Below are 19,452 nucleotides of genomic sequence, written 5' to 3'. Positions count from 1 at the left end.
CCCACCCTGCCTTCAGCGCTCCAATTCCTTCAGAACCTTGGGCGTCAGGTCATACTTGGGGTTCACATACACCACATCCTGCAGGATCAGGTCGTACTGCTCGCGCTCGGCGATCTGCTTGAGCGCGCGGTTGGCGCGCTCCTGCACCGAGGCGAACTCCTCGTTGCGCCGCTGGTTGAAGTCCTCGGACAGCTCACGGCCCTTGGCCCGGTAGTCCCGGTCCAAAGCCGCGTATTCACGCTCGTAACGCTTGCGGTCGTCGGAATTCAAGCTGCTCTTGGCCAGCTGGGACTCCAGCTCCTTGGCGCGCGCCTCCATCTTCTTCAACTCGTTGCGACGCTCGGCGAACTCTTTGTCCAGGCGTTTCTGGATGGCGATCGCCGGCGCCGCCTCGCGATAGATGCGCTCGGTGTTGACATAACCCATCTTGAGCTCGGCCGCCTGGGCCGACAAAGCAGCCATCGACAAGAGCACGGCCGCCCATTGCAATGTTTTCATATAACAACCCCGTCAATTTTAGAACACGGTACCCAGCTGGAATTGGAAGCGCTGGACTTTGTCGGTGTCCTTCTTCTTCAGCGGGTTGGCGATACTGAATTTCATCGGGCCGATCGGAGACAGCCAGGTCAGCGCCACGCCTGCGGAATAGCGCAAACCATCGCCGGCGGAGCTGCCCGCCACCGACGGATCCCACAGAGTACCGGCATCCATGAACATGCTGGCGCGCACCGACTTATTGTCCTTCATTCCCGGGAAGGGGAACAAGATCTCGGCATTGGCCACCGCCTTGCGGGTACCGCCCAGATAGTCGCCATTGGTGTCGCGCGGACCGATACTGCTGGTGTCGTAGCCGCGCACCGAGCCCAGGCCGCCCAAGTAGAAGTTCTGGAAGAACGGCAGGCGCGAGGTCTTGCCGTAACCATCGGCATAGCCCAGCTCGCCATTCAGCATCAGCGTGAAGGTCTTGGTCATCGGGAAGAACCAAGTCTGCTGATGGGTCAGGCGGTAGTATTGCAGATCGCCGCCCGGCAGGCCGGCGTCGGCGCCCACCTTGATCACCGCGCCGCGAGTCGGCCACAGCGCGCTGTCACGGGTATCGCGACCCCAGCTGATGGTACCCAGCAGCGTGTTGTTGCTGGCGCCGTACTGGTTGACGAAGTCGATATAGCGCTGCGGGCTGTTCGAATAGGTGGTGATCTTGGTGTTTTCCGCGCCAATGCTGAAGTTGATGCGGTCGTACTCGGTCACCGGCACGCCGAAACGCACCGCGCCGCCTATGGTGCTGGTCTTGTACGCGGAAATATTGGTGGCGTCCGGGTTGTAGACGCGGTTGTACAAGTCATAGCCCAGGCTGACACCGTCCGGCGTGAAGTACGGATCGGTGAAGGACAGCGAGATATTCTTGTTGACCTTGCCGGTGGACAGACCCAGCGACATATACTTGCCGGAGCCGAAGATATTGCTCTGCGACAGGCTGGCGGACAGCTGCACGCCCTCGCCCTGCACAAAACCGATACCCGCGGACACGCTGCCGGTGGAGCGCTCTTTCAGGCTGATGTTCATGTCCACCTGATCGGCGGCGTCCGGCACCGCCGGCGTTTCGATGTTCACGTCCTCGAAATAGCCCAGCAGTTCCACGCGCTCCTTGCTGCGCTTGATCTTGTCGGCGCCGTAGGGGGCGCCTTCCAGCTGGCGCAATTCGCGGCGGATCACTTCGTCGCGGGTCTTGGTGTTGCCGGCGATGTTGACGCGGCGCACATAGGTCTTGCGACCCGGATCCACGAAGAAGGTGAAGGCCACGGTCTGTTTGTCGTGGTCGATGTCCGGCAGCACGTTGACGTTGGCGAAAGCGTAGCCGGCCTGGCCCAGGCGGTCGCTCAGCGATTTAACCGATTCGGTGATGCGCTCGTTGTTGAAGGTATCCCCGGCCTTGGCCTGGATCAGTTTGCGCAGATCCGCTTCCGGCACTTTCAGGTCGCCGGCCAGCTTGATGTCGGAGATGGTGAACTTCTTGCCTTCGTGAATATTCACCGTCAGGAACATGTCCTGCTTGTCGGCGCTGATCGATACCTGGGTGGAATCGATGTTGAACTCCAGATAGCCCTGGTTCTGGTAGAAAGCCTTGAGCTTTTCCAGGTCGCCGGTCAGCTTCTGCTTGGAATACTGGTCGTCCTTGGTGATCCAGGACAGCCAGCCGCCGGTGGTCAGGCTGAACAGGTCTATCAGTTCGGACTGCTTGAAGGCGCTGACGCCGACAAGGCGGATATCCTTGATGCGCGCGGTCACGCCCTCGTTGATGTCCAGCGTCACCGCCACGCGGTTTCGTTCCAGCTTGGTCACCGACGGCGTCACTTCCACCGAATACTTGCCGCGGCTGTAATACTGGCGCTTGAGCTCCTGCACCGCGCCGTCCAGCAACGCCTGGTCGAAGATCAGCGATTCGGCGAAGCCATTGTCCTTCAACGCCTTCTTCAGCTGGTCCTTGCTGAATTCCTTGGCGCCGTTGATATTGAGCTGGCTGACCACCGGGCGCTCGGCCACGGCCACGATCACCACATTATCGCGCGACTCGATGCGCACATCATTGAAGAAGCCGGTGGCGAACAAGGCCTTGATCGCCTCGTTGGCCTTCTGGTCATTGAAGGTGTCGCCCACCTTGACCGGCAGATAATTGAACACGGTGCCGGGCTCGGTGCGCTGCAGGCCCTCGACACGGATGTCTTTGATGACAAAAGGATCAGCAGCCCAGACCAAGGAGGCCGAGGTCAGGCCCAGTACGGCTGCTGCAAGCAATTTCAATTTCATAGATCGGTTTTAACCCCCAAATAGGCGGCTGAAATCATTCAGCAAGGCAAACGCCATCAAAGACGCCAGCAAGATGAAGCCAATTTTTTGTCCGAACAATTGCGCCCGCTCACTGACGGGGCGGCCTCTGATCAACTCCGCGACATAATACATTAAGTGCCCGCCATCCAGAACTGGAATCGGCAGCAGATTCAGCACGCCGATGCTTATGCTGATCAAGGCCAGGAACTCAAGATAAGGCGTCAGGCCTTCGCGCGCGGTCTGGCCGGCGACATTGGCGATGGTCAGCGGGCCGGACAGATTATCCAGCGAGGCCTGGCCCATCAGCATGCGTCCCATGAACTTGACGCTCATCCAGCTGGTGTCCCAGGTCTTGGCCAAGGCGGCCAGCGCCGCCTGCGGCACCGAGTAATGCTCGGTGTACAGCAGCTGGCGTCCCCAGTCGGCATCGGCCTGCGGCGCGGCGCCGATGCGCCCCACCACTTCGCCGTCCTGCTGATGCGCCTGCGGCCGCACCTTGATGTTCAGCGTTTCCGCGCCGCGCAGGACTTTCACGTCCAGATCGCGCCCCGGGCTGTTGCGCACCTGGGTCACCCAGCCTTCCCAGCTATTCAAGGCCTGGCCGTTGAGCGCCAGCAGCTTGTCGCCCGCCTTGAGGCCGGCGCTCTGCGCGGCGCCGCCGTCTTCCAGCGCGCCTATCACCGGCAAGAAACGGCCCGGCGTCAGGCCGGTGCTGCCCTGCTGCATCGCGGTGACCGCCTTGTCGCCGAAGCGGGCGGGGTCGATGCGGCGTTCGGCCTTGGCGCCGGCGGCGGTTTCCACCCGCACCACGGTGGCGTCCGGCGACATCGCCGCCTCGACGAAGGCGAGGCGGATCTGCTGCCAGTTGGCCACCGGCTGGCCGGCTATGCTCAGGATGCGGTCGCCAGGCGCGAAGCCGGCGGCTGCGGCCGGGGTCTGCGCCACCACGGTGCCGACCAAGGGCTTGACCTGGCTCACGCCCTGCCCCAGCACCACCCAGTACAGCAACACCGCCAGCAAGAGATTGGCCAGCGGCCCAGCGGCGACGATGGCGATGCGCTTCAACACATGCTGATTATTGAAGGCCTGCGGACGCAGTTCCTCCGTCACCGGGCCCTCGCGCTCGTCCAGCATGCGCACATAGCCTCCCAGCGGGATCGGACAAATCACCCACTCGGTGCCCTTGCGCCAATACGTCCACAGCGGCTTGCCGAAGCCGATGGAGAAGCGCAACACCTTGACGCCGCACAGCCGAGCCACCCAGTAGTGGCCCAGTTCGTGAAAGGTCACCAGCAAGCCGATGGCCGCCAGGAAGGCGAGCAAGGTCAGCATGCGGCCACCCTTTGCAGCGCGAAGGCGCGCGCCTCCTCATCCTTGGCCAGCAAACCCTCGACCGAGTCGCTGCCGGCCAGGCTGACACCCTCAAGTGCGGCGGATACCACGGCGGGAATGTCGAGGAAGCGCATGCGCCCCTGCAGGAACGCCTCCACCGCGACTTCGTTGGCGGCGTTCAACACCGCCGGCGCGTCGCCGCCCAGGCGCAACACCTCGAAAGCCAGTTTGAGACAGGGGAAACGCTCCAGGTCCGGCGCAGCGAAAGTCAGATTGGACATGGAGAAGAAGTCCAGCGAGCCCACGCCGGCCTCGATGCGCTCCGGCCAGGCCAGCGCGCAAGCGATGGGCGTGCGCATGTCCGGCGAGCCCAACTGGGCCATCACCGAACCGTCGCGGTACTGCACCATGGAATGGATCACGCTTTGCGGATGCACCACCACTTCGATGCGTTCCGGCGGCGCGGAGAACAGCCAGTGCGCCTCGATCACTTCCAGGCCCTTGTTCATCAGCGATGCCGAGTCGACGGAAATCTTGCGCCCCATCACCCAGTTGGGATGGCGGCAGGCGTCGTCGGGCGTGACATGCGCCAGCGCCGCCAGCGGCGTCTGACGGAAAGGCCCGCCGGAAGCGGTGAGAATGATTTTGCGGATGCCAGCGGCGTCCAGATTGCCGGCGTAATCGTGCGGCAAGGACTGGAAAATGGCGCTGTGCTCGCTATCCACCGGCAGCAGGGTAGCGCCGTGGCGGCGCACCGCGTCCATGAACAGACGGCCGGCCACCACCAAGGATTCCTTATTGGCCAGCAAGATGCGCTTGCCGGCGCGCGCCGCCGCCATTGCTGACGGCAGGCCGGCGGCGCCGACGATGGCTGCCATCACCACGTCGGCCTCCGGCAGCGCCGCCACCTGGACCAGAGCGGCCGGGCCGTGCAGCACCTCGGTCTCCACGCCGGCCTCGGCCAGCCGGCCGCGCAGTACATCGGCGGACGCGGCGTCGCCGGTCACCACGTAAGCCGGCCGGAATTGCAGCGCCTGCTCGAACAGGCGCTGCACCTGGAGGTTGCCGCTCAGCGCCACCACCCGGTAACGCTCGGGGTGGCGCGCCACCACATCCAGCGTATTGACGCCCACGCTGCCGGTGGCGCCGAGAACGACAATCCCTTGCGGTTTCGTCATTTGAATTTCCTGCGGTTACATGCCGCCCAAAACGCGCAGCGCGTTGCTGACGGCGAGGACGGCGATAAGACTGTCGATACGGTCGTACACGCCGCCGTGACCGGGCAGCAAGCTGCTGCTGTCCTTGATGCCCGCCGCGCGCTTGAACCAGGATTCCAGCAGGTCGCCCATCACGCTGACCGCCGTCAGCGGCAAGGCCAGCAGCAATAGCGCCCATGTCGGCAGGCTGATGTCTATCCAGCCCAAGTGGTCGACCAGCGCCACGTACAAGGCCACGCAGATCACGCCGCCGTACACGCCTTCCCAGCTTTTACCCGGGCTGATGGACGGCGCCAGCTTGCGCCGGCCAAAGGCCTTGCCGGAAAAATAAGCGGCGATGTCCGCCACCCACACCAGGCCCATCACCGCCAGCAGCGCGAAAGCGTCGGCGGCGCCAGGCTGCGGCCGCCATTCCAGGAAGGCGAACCAGGCCGGCAGCATCAGCAGCCAGCCCAGCAGCCAGGCCATCGGCCCTTGGCGGATGCGCCAGCGCTTGGCCAGCCAGCACGGCACCAGCAGCAGCCAGAACGCCAGCGTCAGCGCATGCTCGACCGGGCCCAGCCGATAATGGCTAAACCAGGCCGCAGCGGCCAGGCAGCTGCTGACGGCCAGATACAGCCATTTACCGGCGCCGGCCATACCGGCCATGCGGCTGAACTCCCACAAGGCCAGGACGATGATCAGCCAGGAGAAGCCGGCCCAGGCCTCGGCCGGAAACAGGAACAGCGCCGCCAGCATCAAGGGCAGCAAGACCAGAGCGGTCAGTACGCGTGTCAGCAGCATGGCTTAGCGCCCATCCCGGCGCAGATGCTCCGGCAATTGTTCGCTGGTGCGGCCAAAGCGGCGTTCGCGGCATTGATAGGAATCGATCGCCGTTTCCAGCGCCGCGCGGTCGAAATCCGGCCACAAGGTCTCGGTGAAGTAGAGCTCGGAATAAGCCAGCTGCCACAACAGGAAGTTGCTGATGCGCTGTTCGCCGCCGGTGCGGATGAACAGGTCCGGCTCCGGCGCCCACGGCATCGACAGACGCTGGCTCAGCGCCTCTTCGTCGATCTCGGTGACGCCCTCGGCGATCAGGCCGTTGACCGCGTTGAGAATGTCCCAGCGGCCGCCGTAGTCGGCAGCGATGTTCAAGGCCAGGCCGTCGTTGCTGGCGGTCTTGTCCTCGGCGCGGCGGATGCGCTCCTGCAAATCGGCGCTGAAGCGCTCGCGCGAGCCCAATACCCGCAAGCGGATATTATTGCTGTGCAGCTTGCTGACCTCGTGTTCCAGCGCGCGGATGAACAGGTCCATCAAAAAGCTGACCTCGTCCTGCGGGCGCCGCCAGTTCTCGGTGGAAAATGCGAACAGGGTCAGGCATTCGACGCCCAGCTCCTTGCAGGCTCCAACGATCTCGCGCACGGTGTCCAGACCACGCTTGTGGCCTGCCACGCGCGGCAGAAAGCGCTTTTTGGCCCAACGGCCGTTGCCATCCATGATGATGGCGATGTGCCGCGGCACGGAGCGCACCTCCGGCACATCCTTGGTAGAGCTTGCAAACAAGGTACGGCGCTCCTTAGACGGCCATCAGGTCGGCTTCCTTGGCGGCCAGGGCCTTGTCGATTTCGACGGTGTATTTGTCGGTCAGCTTCTGGATCTCATCCTGGCCGCGACGCTCGTCGTCCTCGGTGATGGCCTTGTCTTTGAGCAGGTTCTTGAATTCGTTGTTGGCGTCGCGGCGGATATTGCGCACGGCCACGCGCGCGCCCTCGGCCTCGCCACGCACCACTTTGATCAGATCCTTGCGGCGCTCTTCGGTCAGCATCGGCATCGGCACGCGGATGATTTCGCCCATGGAGGCCGGGTTCAGGCCCAGGTCGGAATCACGGATCGCTTTTTCGATCTTGGCCAGCATCGGCTTTTCCCAAGGCTGCACGCCAATGGTGCGCGCGTCCACCAGGGTAACGTTGGCCACTTGGCTTACCGGCACGTCGCTGCCATAGTAGTCCACCATGACATGATCAAGAATGCCGGTATGGGCGCGGCCGGTGCGCACTTTGCTCAGGTCGGTCTTGAATGCTTCCAGCGACTTCTGCATTTTCTGCTCGGCCGATTTCTTGATGTCGTTAATCATGTCCACTCCAAATCGAAACTTAAAAAGACAAGGCGAAAACGGCCATTGCCGCTTTCGCCTTCAGCAATTTTCAAACTCAGCAGTGTACCAGCGTGCCTTCGTCTTCGCCAAGCACGACCCGAGTCAGCGCGCCACTCTTGAAGATGCTGAACACCTTGATGTTCAGGTTCTGGTCGCGGCACAAGGCGAAGGCGGTGGCGTCCATCACCTTCAGATTGCGCGAGATCGCCTCGTCGAAGGTCAGGGTCTGGTAGCGCACCGCGTCCGGGTTCTTCTTCGGATCATCGGTGTACACGCCGTCCACCTTGGTGGCTTTCAGCATGATGTCCACGTTCATTTCCATGCCGCGCAGCGCCGCGGCGGTGTCGGTGGTAAAGAAGGGATTGCCGGTGCCGGCGGCGAAGATCACCACCTTGCCCTCTTCCAGATATTGCATCGCCTTGCCGCGCACATAGGGTTCGGCGATCTGCTGCATGGTCAGAGCCGACTGCACGCGAGCGATCAACCCAGCCTTGGTCATCGCGTCTTTCAGCGCCAGCGCGTTCATCACCGTCGCCATCATGCCCATGTAGTCCGCGGTGGCGCGGTCCATGCCCGCGGCCGCCGGCGCGACGCCGCGGAAGATGTTGCCGCCGCCGATCACCACGCCCACTTCCACGCCAAGCTCCACGACTTCCTTGATCTGACCGACGATCTGCTCGATCGTGGTACGGTTGATGCCGTAGCTGTCATCGCCCATCAGGGCCTCGCCGGAAAGTTTCAGCAGGATGCGTTTATAGGCAGGAACTTGGCTCATGGTAACCTCTGGTTTGGCTGGATATTCGGTTTTCAGTTTGCAAAACGGCACCCTGCAGGCAGGGTGCCGTCAATACGTCTCGCGACTGGGTGCTTACAGCTTGGCGGCTGCGGCCACTTCAGCGGCGTAGTCTACTACTTTCTTCTCAATGCCTTCGCCCACTACGAACATGGCGAACGCCTTGACCGAGGCTTTCTTCTCGGCCAGCAGTTTTTCCACGGTCAGGTCCGGGTTCTTGACGAAAGGTTGGCCCATCAGGGTCACTTCGGCCAGGAATTTGTTCACGCGGCCTTCAACCATCTTGGCGACGATATCGGCCGGCTTGCCGGATTCGGCGGCCTGAGCGGTGTAGATCTTGCGCTCTTGTTCCAGGATGTCGGCGGAAACCTGATCCTTGGACACGCAGATCGGCTTGGAAGCGGCGATGTGCATGGCCACGTCCTTGCCCACTTGCTCTTCGCCGGCGAAATCGACGATCACGCCGATCTTGGCGCCGTGCAGGTAGGTGGCGATCGCGCCTTCGGTCTGGTAGCGAACGAAGCGACGGATGGTCATGTTCTCGCCCAGCTTGGCGATGGCGGCCTTGCGGATGTCTTCAACGGACTGACCGTCGATTTCCACGGCGGACAGGGCTTCCACGTCGGCCGGGTTGGCTACGACCACAGCCTTGGCGGCGGCGGCGGCCAGGGCCAGGAAGGTCGGGTCCTTGGCAACGAAGTCGGTTTCGCAGTTCACTTCCACCAGGGCGCCAACGCCGCCTTCAACGAAGGAACCGATGATGCCTTCGGCAGCCACGCGGCCAGCCATTTTGGAAGCCTTGTTGCCGGACTTGATGCGCAGGATTTCTTCAGCCTTGGCGGCGTCGCCTTCGGCTTCCACCAGGGCTTTCTTGCACTCCATCATGCCGAGGCCGGTAGCCGCGCGCAGATCCGAAACCATTTTTGCGGTAATGTCCGCCATACTTCTCACTCCTGAATGATTTTGATTACGTGGGTCTAAAAAAAGGGGCTTGCGCCCCCTTTTTCGTCTGCTTACTCAGCTTGAGCCGATTCAGCAGCCACGATCTCTTGCAGAGACTGGGCGCGGCCTTCCAGCACCGCGTCGGCCATGCCGCGAGCGTACAGGCGGATGGCGCGGCTGGAGTCGTCGTTGCCCGGGATCACGTAATCGATGCCGTCCGGGGTGTTGTTGGTATCAACAACGCCGATAACCGGGATACCCAGTTTCTTGGCTTCGACGATGGTACCTTTCTGGTAGCCAGTGTCGATAACGAAGATGGCGTCCGGCAGGCCCTTCATATCCTTGATGCCGCCCAGCGAACGCTCCAGCTTGTCGACTTCGCGTTGCAGGTCCAGCAGTTCTTTCTTGTTGTAACCGGTATCGCCGGCGGATTCCAGGATGGCGCGCTTTTCTTCAAGACGCTTGATCGACTGCTTCACGGTCTTGTAGTTGGTCAGCATGCCGCCCAGCCAGCGGTGGTCAACAAACGGCATGCCGCAACGGGCAGCTTCTTCACGTACGATCTCACGAGCCTGACGCTTGGTGCCCACGAACATGATGGAACCTTTGTTGGCAGCCAGACGACGCACATATTCCTGAGCTTCCACGAACAGCGGCAGAGTCTTTTCCAGGTTGATGATGTGAATCTTGTTGCGGCTGCCGAAGATGTACTTGGCCATCTTCGGGTTCCAGAAGCGGGTTTGGTGGCCGAAGTGAACGCCGGCCTCAAGCATTTGACGCATGGTAACGTTGGTGGACATGCAAAAACTCCTTAAAGGGTTAAGCCTCCATCTGCGCAGACAACCTCGAAGCGAGGCACCCTTTGGCGCGGATGTGCGTAATAGATGATTTTCCCCCGCCAGTATGGCAAGGGACGCGGGATTCTAGCACCGGACGCCGATTCGCTCAAGCCTCCTCGCGCGCGGCGCGGGCTTTTTCACGCTGCAGGCGCAGTTTGCGCCGCGTCATCCGCGCAACAAAAAAGGTGGGCAACACCCCCAGGAAAAACAAGGTGGACAGCGAAGCCAGCACGCTGTGCTGCGCCACCGCCAGCATCAGCACCACGTAGAGCCAGCCCAGCAACACGATCAGCAGCATATTTAAACAATCGTTTGAATTTTCCGGCAAAGCCGACAACAATGACAGCGCCGGGTCAAACCCATTGCGCCCGCCAACCTCAGACCGACTGACATTGTAAAGCGAGCCTCGCCCCATGCAAACCGCCATCACCCGCCTGCTCGGCATCCAGCGCCCGCTGATCTGCCCCGGCATGAGCTATATCGCCACCCCGGAACTGGTCGCCGCCGTCGGCAACGCCGGCGGCCTCGGCATACTCGCCACTGGACCGCTGACGCCGGAGCAGACGCGACAAGCGATACGCCGCGTGCGCGAGCTGAGCGACACCCCCTTCGGCGTCGGCTGCACGCTGATGATGCCGGGCGCCAAGGAAAACGCCATGGTCGCGCTGGAAGAGCGCGTGCCGGTAATCAACTTTTCCCTGGGCAAGGGCGATTGGCTGATTGAGCGCGCCCACGCCTACGGCGGCAAGGTCATCGCCACCGTGGTGACGGAGAAGCACGCGCGCTCGGCGCAGGCGTCCGGCGCCGACGCCCTTCTGGTCACCGGCCACGAGGCCGCCGCCCACGGCGGCGCCGTCACCTCCCTGACACTCATCCCAGCCATCCGCAAGGCTTGCGAGCTACCCATCATCGCCGCCGGCGGTTTCGCCGACGGCCGAGGCCTGATCGCCGCGCTGGCGCTGGGCGCCGATGCGGTGGCCATGGGCACGCGGCTGGCGATGAGCCGGGAAAGCCCAGTGCATCAGCGCACCAAGGAGATGATTCGCCAGCGCGGCGTGGCCGACACCTTGTATTCCAAGAATTTCGACGGCCTGTGGTGCAGGGTGATGGACACCCCGGCCGCACGCCAGGCCACGCGCAAGCCACTGGGCCTGCTCGCCGCCGCCTGGCGCGCCAGCGCCGCCGCGCGCAAGCTGGGCATGCCCATCGCCAAAGTGGTGTTGGGCGGCCTGCTGAGCCAGCCGCAGGCCTTGCGCCAGCTGGCGCAATTCGGCGCCGCCACCGAGTCCATCCGCCTGGCGATAGAGGACGGCGACCTCGACAAGGGCGTGCAGCTGATCGGCCAGGCTCAGGGCCTGATCGACGACGCGCCCAGCGTGGCCGAGCTGTTCGAACGCATCCTGACCGAGGCGGACGCCTGCCGGCGACGGCTGAACGCCTTAAACAACTAAGACCCCGCTCACCTCATGAAGCGCAGCAAGGCGAGCACAAGCTCCAAGACATAAAAAAACCGCCGCCCCATCAAGGGTACGGCGGTTTTTGCCAGGCCTGCGTCGATCAGGACGCGGCGTTGGCCTTGGCCATCTTGCGGCGATCCGATTCGTTCAGGTAACGCTTGCGGATGCGGATGGACTTCGGCGTGATTTCCACCAGCTCGTCATCATCGATGAATTCAACGGCGGATTCCAGCGTCAGCTTGATCGGCGTGGTCAGACGCACTGCTTCGTCGGTGCCGGAGGCGCGCACGTTGGTCAGCTGCTTGCCCTTGACCGGGTTCACCACCAGGTCGTTGTCGCGGCTGTGAATGCCGATGATCATGCCTTCGTACAGCTTCTCGCCCGGAGCCACGAACATGCGGCCGCGGTCTTCCAGCTTCCACAGCGCGTAAGCCACCGCTTCGCCGTTCTCCTGCGAGATCAGCACGCCGTTGTGACGGCCCGGCATGTCCGGCTTGACCGGAGCGTAGTCGTCGAACACATGGCTCATCAGGCCGGTGCCGCGGGTCATGGTCATGAAGTCGGACTGGAAGCCGATCAGGCCGCGCGCCGGAATATGGTATTCCAGGCGGGTGCGGCCATTGCCGTCGGATTCCATATTGGTCAGCTCGCCACGGCGACGACCGATTTCTTCCATCACGCCACCCTGGTGATCATCTTCCAGGTCGATGGTCAGGTTCTCGTACGGCTCGCACTTCTGACCGTCGATTTCCTTGAACACCACGCGCGGCTTGGCCACGGCCATTTCAAAGCCTTCGCGACGCATGTTTTCCAGCAGAATGGTCAGGTGCAATTCACCACGACCGGACACGCGGAACACGTCGGAGTCGCCGGTGTCTTCCACGCGCAGCGCCACATTGGTCAGCAGTTCCTTGGTCAGACGGTCGCGGATTTGACGCGAGGTCACGAACTTGCCTTCGGTGCCGGCCAGCGGCGAGGAGTTCACCATGAAGTCCATGGTCAGCGTCGGCTCGTCCACGGACAGCATGGGCAGGCCTACCGGCTGCTCCTTGTCGCAGATGGTCACGCCGATGCCGATGTCTTCCAGGCCGGAGATGATGATGATGTCGCCTGCTTCGGCTTCTTCAACCGGCACGCGGTCCAGACCCTGGTAACCCAGCACCTGGTTGATGCGGCCGGTGGCCACTTGATCGTCGTGGTTCATCACCACCACTTGCTGACCCGGCTTGATGCGGCCGTTCAGCACGCGACCCACGCCCAGGCGGCCAGTATAGGTGGAGTAGTCCAGAGCGGAAATCTGCAGCTGTAGCGGCGCGTCGGTGCTGCCCGGCGGGGTCGGCACGTGCTTGAGCACGGTGTCGAACAGCGGGCGCATATTGTCGGAAACCTCTTCCAGCTCCAGCTTGGCGAAGCCGTTCAGGCCGGAAGCGTAGATGATGGGGAAGTCCAGCTGTTCGTCAGTCGCGCCCAGCTTGTCGAACAGGTCGAAAGTCTGATCCACCACCCAGTCCGGACGCGCGCCCGGACGGTCCACCTTGTTGATCACCACGATCGGGCGCAGACCCAGCGCCAGCGCTTTCTTGGTAACGAAACGGGTTTGCGGCATCGGGCCTTCTACGGCGTCCACCAGCAGCAGCACGCCATCCACCATGCCCAACACGCGCTCAACTTCGCCACCGAAGTCGGCGTGTCCCGGAGTGTCGACGATATTGATGTGCACGCCTTCGTATTCGATGGCGGTGTTCTTGGCCAGAATGGTAATGCCGCGTTCTTTTTCAAGATCGTTGCTGTCCATTACACGCTCGTCCACTTGCTGGTTCTCGCGGAAGGTGCCGGATTGGCGCAGCAATTGGTCTACAAGCGTGGTCTTGCCATGGTCGACGTGGGCGATGATGGCGATATTGCGAATTTGTCGGGTCATTTTAGGAAGGAGGATGGATACAGAAAAATCGCTGGATAATAGCACAAAAAACTGTCCATACCAAAAATTCCAGCGGGCGACAAGCGCTGGGCTTTTGCGTACACTGCGCGACAAACTGATTTTCGACTGAAGGAAATGCGCGATGTACGACTGGAACGCCTTATGGCATGAACACGAGGCCTATCGCACCGGCTACGCCGTTCAGCACAACGATGCCAACCAACTGGCCGACGCGCTGTCCGCCCAGCTGATCAAGCCGGCCGCGGACATCGACGACGTGGCCGTCTACGACAGCGGCGACCGCTACCTGCTGGCCGGCCACCAGGACGGCTTGCAATTGCTGGAGATCGCCAAGCACAGCCTGTTCGACATCACGCTGCGCTTCGTCACCGATGACGAAGACCAGGACATCGCCCCGCCCTATGTCGAGATCCACGTCGACAACCTGGCCACCGAGGAACAGGCGGTCTGGCGCGCCGCGGTCAGCCGCGACGAGGAAGGCCGGATCTGGGTGGGCAAACGCTCGCTGGACGAGAACGTGATTCCGGCCATGCCCTTCGACGAGCTGTCCTTCACCGACAACGCCCGCTTCCGCGAAGAACTGGCCCGGGTCTGGCATGAAGACCTGCCGCAATTGAAGCCGGCACTGGAAGCCTGGTTCCAGCACGGCGCGCTAAGCGCCCCGGACGAGGAGCCGGCCCATTACGGCGACGCCGCGCGGGTACAGCAGATCTGCGACCGCTACGCCGAGATCGTGCGCCGCGAGCAGGCGCTGCTGTCGCGCCAGTTCAGCGATCCGGAACTGCACCTGATCGCCCAGGTACTAAAAGGCGTGCGCTTCGACGATGCCGCCGCCTGCCGCGGTGTGTGGCTGGCGGTGGAGGCGCGCATCATCGAGGAAGAACTGGACCAGCAATGGAAAGTGGACGGCGAAAAACTCCTGGCCAAGATGAAGGCGCTCAGCTACGCGCAGGAAGTGGCCTTGATAGAAGCGCTGTCGCCGCTGGCGTCCAACTGAACACCTAGAACCGGATCGCGGGTAGAATGCCCCCGAATTCGAGCAATCACTCCAACGCATTCAAGTGGCCGGCCCCGCCATCACGCGCCGCGCCGGCCCACATCGAGAAAGAGTAAAGACATGGCTCAAACCAGCGCCCTGAGACAGCTTCCGCAAAGCACCCTGTTCCGCCCCGGCGACGTCTTCGTCCTGTTCGGCGAACTGTTCGGCCGCGGCTACGCCAACGGCCTGATCAATGAAGCGCGCAAGGCCGGCATGGACATCATCGGCATGACCGTGGGCCGCCGCGACGAGAACAACCAGCTGCGCCCGCTGAACCAGGAAGAACTGGCCGCGGCCGAAGCCAACCTTGGCGGCCGCGTGATCAATGTGCCGCTGATGGCCGGCTTCGACCAGGACGGCGCGCCGACGCCGACCGAGCTGCTGGCCTCCCTGACGCTGAAAAGCTGGCAGGACGACAAGCTGGACTGGGAACACATCGAACAATGCCGCCGCATCGGCGTGCAGCGCTTCAAGGACGGCGTCGCCCAGGCGATGGCGCAGCTGGACGGCATGATAGCCGACGGCCGCAATGTGTTCTTCGCCCACACCATGGCCGGCGGCATTCCCAAGGCCAAGGTGTTCCTGGCCATCGCCAACCGCGTCTACAAGGGCCGCGGCGAGCGCTTCCTGTCCACCCAGGCGCTGCTGGACAGCGATCTGGGCAAGCTGATCCTGCAGAACTTCGACGAAGTCACCGCCAACACCTTCCAGCATCTGATCGACGGCAGCGCCGCGCTGCGCGGCCGGCTGGAAGCCGCCGGCGGCCAGGTGCGCTACACCGCCTACGGCTACCACGGCACCGAGATCCTGATCGACGGCGATTACCAGTGGCAAACCTACACCAACTACACCCAGGGCTACGCCAAGATGCGGCTGGAAAATGTCGCCCGCGCCGCCTGGGAGCAAGGCGTCAAGGCCACGGTGTTCAACTGCCCGGAAATCCGCACCAATTCCTCGGACATCTTCGTTGGCGTGGAGCTGCCGCTGCTGGCGCTGCTGCGCGCGCTGAAGCGCGAGGACGGCGGCGCCTGGGCCGATGCGCAATGGCAGGCCTGCGCCGCGCTGCTGCAGGACGGCCACACGCTGGAAGAGGTGCTGGAGAAGATAGACGCGCTCAATAGCGGCGAGGTGATGCGCGGCTTCCGCAATTTCGAAGCCTGGCCAATGCCGAACAGTCCGGAGCTAGCCGAAGTGATGATAGGCACCTCCGACGCCATCGTGGACCTGCATCAGGACAAGAAGGCCTTGATCACCGACCATCTGAGCAGCCTGGTGATCGACGCCACCGGCCCGCTGATGTTCCACGAAGCCGCCGCTCCGGCCGGCCCGGTGCTGTGGCTAAACCATGACATCATCGCGCGCCAGCTGAACCGAATGCATGCTTAAAACCACCTCGGCCGATGGCTGACAAAGCGGCGCGCCCATTCGGGCGCGCTTTTTTTAAGGTGTCACCCAGCCAGCACCGGAAACAGCGTCAACACCACCTTGCCCAGATTGCGATTGGCCTCGACATAGGCGTGCGCGTCGCCCACCTGAGCCAAGGGGTAGCTGGAATCCAGCGTCACGCGTAAGCGGCCCTGCTCCAGCGCCAGCAAGATCCGGGTTTCCAAAGCCCGCGCCAAGCGCGCCTTCACTTCCAGCGGCTGCGGCCGCAACGTGGAGCCGATCAGCGTGATACGCTTCATCAGCAGCGCGCCCAGGTTCAGTTCCGCCTTGGCGCCGCCAAGCAGGCCGATATTGACCAGCCGCCCATCCGGCTTCAAGGCCGCCAGATTGTCGCCCAGATAGCAGGCGCCCACCGGGTCCAGCACCACGTCGGCGCCCCCCCAGTCCTTGACCATGGGACCAAAGGCCGGCGTCTGCCGATAGTTGAACACCTGGGTCGCGCCCAGCTCGCGGCAAAACGCCGCCTTTTCCTCGCTGCCCACGCTGGCGAAAGCCTGAGCGCCCAACAGACCGGCCAGTTGGATCGCCGCCGCGCCGACGCCGCTGGCGCCGGCATGCACCAACACGGTCTCTCCGGCCTGCAAGCCGGCTTTTTCCACCAGATTGAACCAGGCCGTCATCCAGGCCTCGGGCAGGCTGGCCGCCTCCACCCAGGACAGCCAGTCCGGCTTGGCGATGGCCAAGGCCTCGTCCAGCAGCGCGTATTCGGCGTAAGCTCCACCGCCGATCAGGCCGAACACCGCGTCGCCGGGTCTAAAGCGCGAATCCGCGTCCGCCTCCTCCACCACGCCCGCCACTTCCAGGCCCAGAATCGGGCTGGCGCCCGGCGGCGGCGGATACTGCCCGGCGCGCTGCGCCAGGTCGGCGCGGTTGATGCCCGCCGCCATCACCCGCAACAGCAATTGCCCGGCGCCGCGAGCCGGCGGCGCGATCTCGTCCAAACTCAAAGTATCGACTCCGCCCGGAGCCGATTGCACGACTGCCAACATATCCCCTCCTTTCGCTCTCAAGCGACTGATTAGCAATACGAAAGCCCTTTGCCAAGGCGGACAAGGACGAGTATCATTTCCGCCCTCGCCTTGATCCGCAACGCCGGACCGGGCAAACCGATCAGCACTGGGTTCCCTCACCCCCATTCAACAAAAAGGCCGACATATGTTTAGCTTTACCCGCCAGCAGCGGCTGTCCGCGCTGCTGTGGCTGTCCTTGTTCCACATCGCCATCATCGCGTCCAGCAATTACCTGGTGCAATTGCCCATCACCGTGTTCGGCTTCCACACCACCTGGGGCGCGTTCACCTTTCCCTTTATTTTCCTGGCCACCGATCTGACCGTGCGCGTGTTCGGCGCGCCGCTGGCCCGCCGCATCATTTTCGCGGCGATGCTGCCGGCGCTGGCGATCTCCTACCTGGTCTCCACCCTGTTCTACCAGGGCGCCTGGCAAGGCGCGTCGGCCCTGACCAGCTTCAATCTCTTCGTCGCCCGCATCGCCGTCGCCAGCTTCGCCGCCTATGCGCTGGGCCAGATTCTGGACGTGCAGGTGTTCAACCGCCTGCGCCAGCTGAAAACCTGGTGGATCGCCCCCGCTTCGGCGATGCTGTTCGGCAATATCAGCGACACGCTGGCCTTCTTCTTCATCGCCTTCTACCAGAGCAGCGATCCCTTCATGGCCGCCAACTGGGTGGAGATCGCGCTGGTGGACTACAGCTTCAAGCTGCTGATCTGCCTGCTGTTCTTCCTGCCCATGTACGGCGTGATCCTGAACCGCATCCTCAAGCAACTGAGCTTGCGCGGCGTGGAACCTCGATTGCATGCCGCTTAAACGACTCCAACCCCGGACCGGACGCCCCCAATAAATGGGGGCTGGTGCCGCCTATTCCAACAAGCTAGCGCAAGCCAAACGCGGCCGGATTGATTACAATCGGCCATCATGAGTGAAAACTGCTTCCACTGCGGCCTGCCGGTGCCGCCCGACGTCCAGTTCCCGGTCAAATACCGCGAAGTCGACCAGCCCACCTGTTGCGCCGGCTGCCAAGCGGTGGCGGCCACCATCATCCAGTCCGGCCTGTCCGATTACTACCAGCACCGCACCGAGGGCGCGCGCCAGGCCGAACCGGTGCCGCTCGAGCTGCTGGAGCAGATCAAACTCTACGATTCCGACGAGCTGCAACGCAGCTTCGTGCGCTTCGAGGCGGAAAACCTGCGCGAGGCCTCGCTGATGCTGGAAGGCATCACCTGCGCCGCCTGCGTCTGGCTCAACGAGCAGCACATCCGCCAATTGCCCGGCATCGTCAGCGTCGACATCAACTACAGCAATCACCGCGCCCGCGTGCGCTGGGACAATAGCCGGATCCAGCTGTCCGCCATCCTGGAAGCGGTCAGCGCCATCGGCTATCGCGCCCACCCTTACGACGCCGAACGCCAGGAAGCGCTGAACCAGAAAGAGCGCAAGCAGGCGATCAACCGCCTGTGGGCGGCCGGCCTGTCCATGATGCAGGTGATGATGTACGCGGTGCCCATCTATCTGGCGCCGGACGGCGAGATTTCACCGGACTTCCTGTGGCTGCTGCACTGGTCCAGCTTCATCCTGACGCTGCCGGTGGTGCTCTACTCCGCCGTGCCCTTCTACCGCGCCACCTGGCGCGACCTCAAGACCCGGCGCGTGGGCATGGACACCCCGGTGACCATAGGCATTCTCACCGCCTTCTTGTCCAGTTTCTGGGCGCTGATCAACAAAGTGGAGCACGGCGTCTATTTCGACTCGGTGTCGATGTTCGTGTTCCTGCTGCTGGGCGGCCGCTACCTGGAAGGCATCGCCCGCCGCAAGGCCGGCGAAGCCACCGAAAGCCTGGTCAAGCTGATCCCGGCCTTCGCCCACCGCCTGGCCGGCTGGCCGGCCAGCCGTCAAAGCGAGGAAACCACGGTGGCGCAGCTGCGCCCCGGCGACGTGATCCTGATCAAGCCCGGCGAGACCATTCCCGCCGACGGCGTGGTGCTCGACGGCCACAGCGCCAGCAATGAGGCGCTGCTGACCGGCGAGAGCCGTCCGGTCAGCAAGGAGGTCGGCGCCGCGGTGATCGCCGGCAGCGTCAACGCCGCCAGCCCGCTGGTGGTGCGGGTGGACCAGACCGGCCAGGACACCCGGCTGGCCGGCATCGTGCGGCTGCTGGACCAGGCGCTGGCGGAGAAACCCCGGCTGGCGGTGATCGCCGACCGCTTCGCCAGCTGGTTCGTCGCCCTGCTGCTGCTGGCCGCCGCCGGCACTTACATCGGCTGGCATTACATCGAACCGGACCGCGCGCTGTGGATCATGGTGGCGGTGCTGGTGATTTCCTGTCCCTGCGCGCTGTCGCTGGCCACTCCGGCGGCCTTGACCGCCGCCTCCGGCCACCTGGCGGCGCTGGGCGTGCTGACCACCCGCGGTCACGCGCTGGAAACCCTGCCCAAGATCAGCGATGTGGTGTTCGACAAGACCGGCACCCTGAC

18 protein-coding genes are annotated in these 19,452 nt (G+C 63.3%); 5 read left to right on the top strand and 13 right to left on the bottom strand.

Translation table 11 applies throughout. The features are described from left to right. Positions 1-12: 12 nt before the first annotated feature. The 11 genes from LQT98_RS09280 to LQT98_RS09230 form a co-directional block, all read right to left on the bottom strand. The gene (locus LQT98_RS09280; protein ID WP_048411258.1) at positions 13-498 is read right to left on the bottom strand and encodes an OmpH family outer membrane protein; all 486 of its coding nucleotides are present in this window, start codon (positions 496-498) and stop codon (positions 13-15) included. Between the two features lie 18 nt (positions 499-516). Next, positions 517-2,805, bottom strand: coding sequence for an outer membrane protein assembly factor BamA (bamA, locus tag LQT98_RS09275; RefSeq protein ID WP_231462066.1), 2,289 nt, complete (start codon positions 2,803-2,805; stop codon positions 517-519). Between the two features lie 9 nt (positions 2,806-2,814). Then, on the bottom strand, positions 2,815-4,158 hold the full coding sequence (rseP, locus tag LQT98_RS09270) for an RIP metalloprotease RseP (RefSeq protein ID WP_231462065.1): 1,344 nt from the start codon (positions 4,156-4,158) through the stop codon (positions 2,815-2,817). Next, positions 4,152-5,336 (bottom strand): 1-deoxy-D-xylulose-5-phosphate reductoisomerase, encoded by a 1,185-nt coding sequence (ispC, locus tag LQT98_RS09265; RefSeq protein ID WP_231462064.1) that lies wholly within the window; start codon positions 5,334-5,336, stop codon positions 4,152-4,154. Before ispC ends, rseP begins: the two co-directional genes overlap by 7 nt. A 15-nt stretch (positions 5,337-5,351) precedes the next feature. Next, a complete protein-coding gene (locus LQT98_RS09260; RefSeq protein WP_231462063.1) occupies positions 5,352-6,158 on the bottom strand; it encodes a phosphatidate cytidylyltransferase in 807 nt (268 codons plus the stop codon). Positions 6,159-6,161: 3 nt separating this feature from the next. After that, positions 6,162-6,917 carry an isoprenyl transferase gene (locus tag LQT98_RS09255; RefSeq protein WP_269325988.1) on the bottom strand — a complete coding sequence of 252 codons (756 nt, stop codon included), beginning with the start codon at positions 6,915-6,917 and terminating at the stop codon, positions 6,162-6,164. A gap of 13 nt (positions 6,918-6,930) precedes the next feature. Further along, positions 6,931-7,488 (bottom strand): ribosome recycling factor, encoded by a 558-nt coding sequence (frr, locus tag LQT98_RS09250; protein ID WP_048411252.1) that lies wholly within the window; start codon positions 7,486-7,488, stop codon positions 6,931-6,933. A 76-nt stretch (positions 7,489-7,564) separates the two neighbouring features. Then, positions 7,565-8,284, bottom strand: coding sequence for a UMP kinase (pyrH, locus tag LQT98_RS09245; RefSeq protein WP_231462062.1), 720 nt, complete (start codon positions 8,282-8,284; stop codon positions 7,565-7,567). Positions 8,285-8,377: 93 nt separating this feature from the next. Then, complete coding sequence (gene tsf / locus LQT98_RS09240) at positions 8,378-9,244, bottom strand: translation elongation factor Ts (RefSeq protein ID WP_048411250.1); 867 nt, start codon at positions 9,242-9,244, stop codon at positions 8,378-8,380. A 71-nt stretch (positions 9,245-9,315) separates the two neighbouring features. Continuing rightward, a complete protein-coding gene (rpsB, locus tag LQT98_RS09235) occupies positions 9,316-10,044 on the bottom strand; it encodes a 30S ribosomal protein S2 (protein ID WP_048411249.1) in 729 nt (242 codons plus the stop codon). Positions 10,045-10,189: 145 nt separating this feature from the next. Beyond that, a complete protein-coding gene (locus LQT98_RS09230) occupies positions 10,190-10,381 on the bottom strand; it encodes a hypothetical protein (protein ID WP_053074513.1) in 192 nt (63 codons plus the stop codon). Between the two features lie 115 nt (positions 10,382-10,496). Here LQT98_RS09230 and LQT98_RS09225 point away from each other — a divergent pair, with 115 nt between their 5' ends. Beyond that, on the top strand, positions 10,497-11,534 hold the full coding sequence (locus LQT98_RS09225; protein WP_231462061.1) for an NAD(P)H-dependent flavin oxidoreductase: 1,038 nt from the start codon (positions 10,497-10,499) through the stop codon (positions 11,532-11,534). 106 nt (positions 11,535-11,640) lie between these two features. Here LQT98_RS09225 and typA read toward each other — a convergent pair whose 3' ends face one another. Further along, complete coding sequence (gene typA / locus LQT98_RS09220; protein ID WP_231462060.1) at positions 11,641-13,461, bottom strand: translational GTPase TypA; 1,821 nt, start codon at positions 13,459-13,461, stop codon at positions 11,641-11,643. Between the two features lie 142 nt (positions 13,462-13,603). Between typA and LQT98_RS09215 the strand changes: the two genes are divergently transcribed. Both LQT98_RS09215 and LQT98_RS09210 read left to right on the top strand, forming a co-directional pair. Further along, positions 13,604-14,479 (top strand): hypothetical protein, encoded by an 876-nt coding sequence (locus tag LQT98_RS09215; RefSeq protein WP_048411246.1) that lies wholly within the window; start codon positions 13,604-13,606, stop codon positions 14,477-14,479. 120 nt (positions 14,480-14,599) lie between these two features. Next, positions 14,600-15,907: an enoyl ACP reductase FabMG family protein gene (locus LQT98_RS09210; protein ID WP_048411245.1), complete on the top strand. Its 1,308-nt coding sequence runs from the start codon at positions 14,600-14,602 to the stop codon at positions 15,905-15,907. 62 nt (positions 15,908-15,969) lie between these two features. On the opposite strand, the gene LQT98_RS09205 is transcribed toward LQT98_RS09210, so the two are convergent. After that, positions 15,970-16,956 carry an NAD(P)H-quinone oxidoreductase gene (locus LQT98_RS09205; RefSeq protein ID WP_231462059.1) on the bottom strand — a complete coding sequence of 329 codons (987 nt, stop codon included), beginning with the start codon at positions 16,954-16,956 and terminating at the stop codon, positions 15,970-15,972. Between the two features lie 166 nt (positions 16,957-17,122). On the opposite strand from LQT98_RS09205, the gene LQT98_RS09200 reads away from it, so the two are divergent. Both LQT98_RS09200 and LQT98_RS09195 read left to right on the top strand, forming a co-directional pair. After that, a complete protein-coding gene (locus tag LQT98_RS09200; RefSeq protein ID WP_048411243.1) occupies positions 17,123-17,788 on the top strand; it encodes a 7-cyano-7-deazaguanine/7-aminomethyl-7-deazaguanine transporter in 666 nt (221 codons plus the stop codon). A gap of 108 nt (positions 17,789-17,896) precedes the next feature. Continuing rightward, the coding region (locus LQT98_RS09195; protein WP_231462058.1) for a heavy metal translocating P-type ATPase at positions 17,897-19,452 on the top strand (1,556 nt) is incomplete at its 3' end.

It is taken from the genome of Chromobacterium aquaticum, from assembly GCF_021129195.1.
Lineage (GTDB): Bacteria > Pseudomonadota > Gammaproteobacteria > Burkholderiales > Chromobacteriaceae > Chromobacterium > Chromobacterium aquaticum.
The sequence above is the reverse complement of the archived record's forward strand: the minus strand, read 5'-3'. Positions and strand labels throughout refer to the sequence as shown.